This window comes from Pseudomonas sp. GD03858 (genome assembly GCF_029840925.1).
Lineage (GTDB): Bacteria > Pseudomonadota > Gammaproteobacteria > Pseudomonadales > Pseudomonadaceae > Aquipseudomonas.
This window is the reverse complement of record NZ_JAOCDM010000188.1, coordinates 1-4,776: the sequence shown is the minus strand read 5'-3', so window position 1 is coordinate 4,776 and position 4,776 is coordinate 1. Positions and strand designations below refer to the sequence as shown.

Below are 4,776 nucleotides of genomic sequence, written 5' to 3'. Positions count from 1 at the left end.
GAGCCTTGGCAGGCACGAACTTGACGACTTTCTTGGCAGCGATTTCGATGGCGGCGCCAGTCGAAGGGTTGCGGCCGGTACGGGCAGGACGCTCGGTGACTTTCAGCTTGCCGATGCCTGGCAGGGTGATTTCGGCGCCGTTTTCCAGTTGGTCGGCAACGATCTGGCCCAGTTGCTCCAGGGCAGCGCGCGCGGTGGTTTTCGGCGCGTCGATGGATTCAGCGATGTCGGCAATCAGTTGGTCTTTGGTCAGTGCCATGGTGGTGTTCCTTCCCTATCAAATCAGAGGTTGTGCAGCATGCTTGGTCGGTGGTCGGGCCAGCCCGGAGCATTCCAGAGGCCGCGTCGATCGCGTTATGTAGATACGCAAATCGGCGTTTGGTTCGACACCGCGCAAGCGATCTGCCAGCAATGCGCCACCCAAGGGGCGCAAGACCGCGCAAAGCTACCACAGGAATCGATAAATATCCGCTGCCGACAGTGTTTTTGTGCAGGTTTTTCGGGGGTTTTCGGAAAAATCGCAAAATTTTGAACAAAAAACGAACAACTGGCATTTGTGCCAATATCTGGCCACTGCATCGTCCCAACCCTGAGGTAAACTGAGCGACTTTTGCAGCGCGGCTTTTCACCGCTCAGACCACCGAGAATTCCATGCCAATCCGTCATTGCATCGTTCACCTGATCGACAAGAAGCCCGATGGCAGCCCCGCCGTGCTCCATGCGCGCGACAGCGAACTGGCAGCCTCCGACGCCATCGAGAACCTGCTAGCCGACCTCAACGACAGCTACAACGCCAAGCAAGGCAAAGCCTGGGGCTTCTTTCACGGCGAGTCAGGCGCCTACCCGTTCAGCGGCTGGCTCAAGCAGTACCTGGATGAGGAAAAGGACTTCGCCGCCTTCAGCCGCGTCGCCGTCGAGCACCTGCAGAAGCTGATGGAAGAGTCCAACCTGTCCACCGGCGGCCACGTGTTGTTCGCCCACTACCAGCAAGGCATGACCGAGTACCTGGCCATCGCTCTACTGCACCACAGCGAAGGCGTGGCGGTGAACGCCGAACTCGACGTCACTCCGTCGCGCCACCTGGATCTGGGCCAGCTGCACCTGGCGGCGCGGGTCAACCTGTCCGAGTGGAAGAACAACCAGAATTCCAAGCAGTACATCTCGTTCATCAAGGGCAAGAACGGCAAGAAGGTCTCGGATTATTTCCGCGACTTCATTGGCTGCCAGGAAGGCGTCGACGGCCCGGGTGAGACCCGCACCCTGCTCAAGGCCTTCAGCGACTTCGTGGAGAAAGAGGACCTGCCGGAAGAGTCCGCCCGGGAGAAGACCCAGACCCTGGTCGACTACGCCACCACCCAGACCAAGCTGGGTGAGCCGGTGACGCTGGAGGAGCTCTCCAGCTTGATCGACGAGGACCGGCCCGAGGCGTTCTACGACCATATCCGCAACAGCGACTACGGGCTGTCGCCGGAGATCCCTGCCGACAAACGCACCCTCAACCAGTTCCGCCGCTTCACCGGACGTGCCGAGGGCTTGTCGATCAGCTTCGAGGCGCATTTGCTGGGCTCGAAGGTCGAGTATGACGAGGAAGCGGGGACGCTGGTGATCAAGGGCTTGCCGACGCAACTGATCGACCAGCTGAAACGGCGCAAGGACTGAGATCGCCGGGGGCGCGTTGCGCCCCTATCGCGACACAAGGCCGCTCCTACAGGGGAACGCGATCATTTGTAGGAGCGGCCTTGCGTCGCGATAGGGCTGCAAAGCAGCCCCAGCGATCTATCAGGACCACAGACGAAACCCGCTCCACCGTCGGCTAGACCACTAACCCCCGACACCGCTATAGGACGCCACCAACGCCTCCTTCGCCGCCTTGCGCAGCTTCTTCACCAACCGCTCCTGACGCAGCGCCTCGCCCTTGTTCGGCCATTGCTCGACATACACCAGTGCCTGCGCCGGGCTGGTCTTGAAGTACCGCGCGCCCTGCCCTTTCTGATGCTTGGCGAAGCGCCGCTGCGGATCGTCGCTGATACCGCAGTACAGCGAGCCGTTGGCGGCGCGCACCAGGTAGACATACCAGGGTTTGCAGTCGGGGGAAGTCGGTGTTTCGCTCACGGCTCGGTTCGGTGCGACGGAAGAGGGCAGCCAGCTTAACGCCTCAGCACGCCTGCTGGAATGCGCGAAGGCCCTTGAACGCCTGCTGGCGCACCTTGTTCTGCAGCATCGGCGTCCAGCCCAGCAGCACGCCCGGCATGCCCAGCGCCTGACGCGCCCAGCGCCACAGGTCGAAGGTATCGTCGTGCTGGCAGATCAGCCCGTCGCGGATCACGAAGCGCGCCTGGATATCGTTGACCACCACCCGCCCGGTCTGGCTGAACAGGTAGGTCGCGACCCAGTGCGCGCCGTCGCCGCGCACATCGTCGAAGGTCAGGGTGAAGTCCTTGGCACGCGAAGTGAGCATCCGCCACATATCGCCCGCGTCACGCCCGCGCAGGGTGCCGAACACCGGGTCGCTGAAGACGATGTCTTCGCTGTAGCAGGCCACCATGGCCTCGGCGTCCAGGCGCTGGAAAGCCTGGTAGAAACGGGTGATCAGGGCGCTGTTGGCATCGCTCATGGACTGTTCCTGCGCAAGGTGCGAAACCCGCAAGATACTGCCTGGATGCCAGCAACACCATGCCCATTCGCGTCATGAATGACGATCGCGGATCGAGCCTGCTGCCACGCCTCAAACGCGCTCGCTGCAGACCTGAACATGCAGCGCCCGACCGGCGCCAAGACCGAACACGATCGCCCCGACGCCCAGCACCGCGAAGATCCAGCCCACCGCGCTCCAGCCTCCGGTCAGGTCGTGCACCAGCCCCACCGCGAACGGCCCCATGGATGCCAGCGTGTAGCCGATGCCCTGGGCCATGCTCGACAGGTTCGCCGCCACATGAGCATCCCTGGAGCGCAGCACGATCAGCGTCAATGCCAGGGCGAAAGTGCCACCCTGCCCCAGGCCGAGCACGATCGCCCATCCCCATAGCCCGCCGATCGGCGCATACAGGCAGCCGAACAGGCCGGCCAGGGTCACCAGCATAACCACCACGATGGCCAGGCGCTGGTCCTTGCCGCGTGTCGCCAACCACGGAGCGCTCAACGAGCTGACCAGTTGCACGATCACCGAGCCGGACAGTACCAGCCCGGCCTCGGTCGGGCTCAATCCGCGACCGATCAGGATCGAGGGCAACCAGCCGAACACGATGTAGGCCAGCGACGACTGCAATCCCATGTACAGCGTCACCTGCCAGGCCAGCGGGTCACGCCACAGGCCGCGCACTCGGTAGGCGACCTTGTGCTGGCCGTGCCCCTGGCGGGTCTGGGGCAGCCAGATCAACATCGCCAGCAATGCCGGGATCAGCCAGAAGCCCAACCCCAGCGCCCAGCTGTCAGCGAAGTGATGGCTCAAGGGCACCGTGGCGCCGGCAGCCATCGCCGCCCCCAGGCACAAGGCCATGGTGTAGACGCCGGTCAGCGTGCCGGCATGTTGCGGAAAATCGCGCTTGACGATGCCCGGCAGCAGCACGCCGATGATGCCGATGCTCGCGCCGGCCATCAGGCTGCCGAGAAATACCCCCGCCACCCCCAACGCACTGCGCACGAGAATGCCCAGCGCCAGCATCAGGAGAATGCCGAGGATCACCCGCTCGCTACCGAAACGACGCGCCAGGATGGGCGCAAGTGGTGCGAACAGTCCCAGGCACAGCACCGGCAGGGTGGTCAGCAGGCCGGCCTGGGAGGCGCTGAGCCCCAGGCCTTCGGCAACCTGCCCGAGTACCGGCGCCATGCTCGACAGCGCCGGGCGCAGGTTCAGCGCCACCAACACCAGACCCAGCAGCAGCAACCAGGGCCGTTGCAGCGGTATGGGTTGTTGCTGGACCTGCTCGTCATCGGCTTCGGCGTCGATCAGCAGTTCATCGAGCTCCGCCTGGCGGGGAGCGATCTCACGTTGTTCGGTCATGGCCTTCTCGCGGTCAGGATTCGATGAGGGTCCGGCTCAGGTGCTTGGCCCGTTCCGGATCGCGTTGTTCGATGGCGTCGAGGATCCGCCCGTGCAGATCGAACACGATCTGGCAGCGGGGCACCGTAGCCATGTTGTGCTGCAGGGCCGCGCCGACCACGCTGGAGAAGTAGCGGTACAGCTCGCTCAGGGCGGGGTTGTGGGCGGCGTCCACCAGGCGCTGATGGAAGATCAGGTCGCATTCGACGTAGGTATCCACATCGCCATGGAAGTGCTGCTCGCTGTGTTGCAGTGCTTCGCGCAGGGCCTGGAGGTCGGCTTCAGTGCGACGCTGTGCCGCCAGGCCGATGGCTTCTGCCTCTAGGATGTGGCGGGTTTCACGGGCGTGTTCGACGGCGCAGCGGGACATGGCCTGTACCGCCTGCAATGGGTCCACGGCGGTGCGCAGGTAGCTGCCGTCGCCCTGGCGGATCTCCACCAGGCCGCTGAAGGCCAGCACGCGCATGGCCTCGCGGACGGTGTTGCGGCTGATGCCCAGGTCGCTGGCCAGCTCGGGTTCGGTGGGTAGGCGCTGGCCTACCGACCAAGTGCCTTTGGCGATGCGGTCGCGGAGCTGGTCCACGGCTTGTTCTACCAGGGAACGCTTGATGAGCGGGGTCATTAGGGGGAACGTCCAGTCATCGGATGAATTTTGTTGAGGTGGGAGGATAGCGGGTTGGTTAGGGCGGGGCAAGGGTTCGGGTTCGGGTTCGGGTTCGGGTTCGGGTTCGGGTTCG

The 4,776-nt window shown here is 63.9% G+C and carries 6 protein-coding genes; 1 reads left to right on the top strand and 5 read right to left on the bottom strand.

The annotated features are described in order from the left end of the window. Positions 1–259: HU family DNA-binding protein (locus N5D48_RS25620; RefSeq protein WP_279888897.1), on the bottom strand; the 259-nt coding region annotated here is incomplete at its 3' end. 392 nt (positions 260–651) lie between these two features. Here N5D48_RS25620 and yejK point away from each other — a divergent pair. Continuing rightward, complete coding sequence (gene yejK, locus N5D48_RS25615; protein WP_062360406.1) at positions 652–1,659, top strand: nucleoid-associated protein YejK; 1,008 nt, start codon at positions 652–654, stop codon at positions 1,657–1,659. 162 nt (positions 1,660–1,821) lie between these two features. On the opposite strand, the gene N5D48_RS25610 is transcribed toward yejK, so the two are convergent. From N5D48_RS25610 to N5D48_RS25595, 4 genes are all read right to left on the bottom strand, one after another. Beyond that, complete coding sequence (locus N5D48_RS25610; protein WP_279888895.1) at positions 1,822–2,112, bottom strand: GIY-YIG nuclease family protein; 291 nt, start codon at positions 2,110–2,112, stop codon at positions 1,822–1,824. 43 nt (positions 2,113–2,155) lie between these two features. Further along, positions 2,156–2,614 carry a nuclear transport factor 2 family protein gene (locus N5D48_RS25605; protein ID WP_279888894.1) on the bottom strand — a complete coding sequence of 153 codons (459 nt, stop codon included), beginning with the start codon at positions 2,612–2,614 and terminating at the stop codon, positions 2,156–2,158. A gap of 111 nt (positions 2,615–2,725) precedes the next feature. Continuing rightward, the gene (locus N5D48_RS25600) at positions 2,726–4,000 is read right to left on the bottom strand and encodes an MFS transporter (protein ID WP_279888893.1); all 1,275 of its coding nucleotides are present in this window, start codon (positions 3,998–4,000) and stop codon (positions 2,726–2,728) included. A 13-nt stretch (positions 4,001–4,013) separates the two neighbouring features. Continuing rightward, the gene (locus tag N5D48_RS25595) at positions 4,014–4,661 is read right to left on the bottom strand and encodes a FadR/GntR family transcriptional regulator (protein WP_279888892.1); all 648 of its coding nucleotides are present in this window, start codon (positions 4,659–4,661) and stop codon (positions 4,014–4,016) included. Positions 4,662–4,776: the final 115 nt, after the last annotated feature.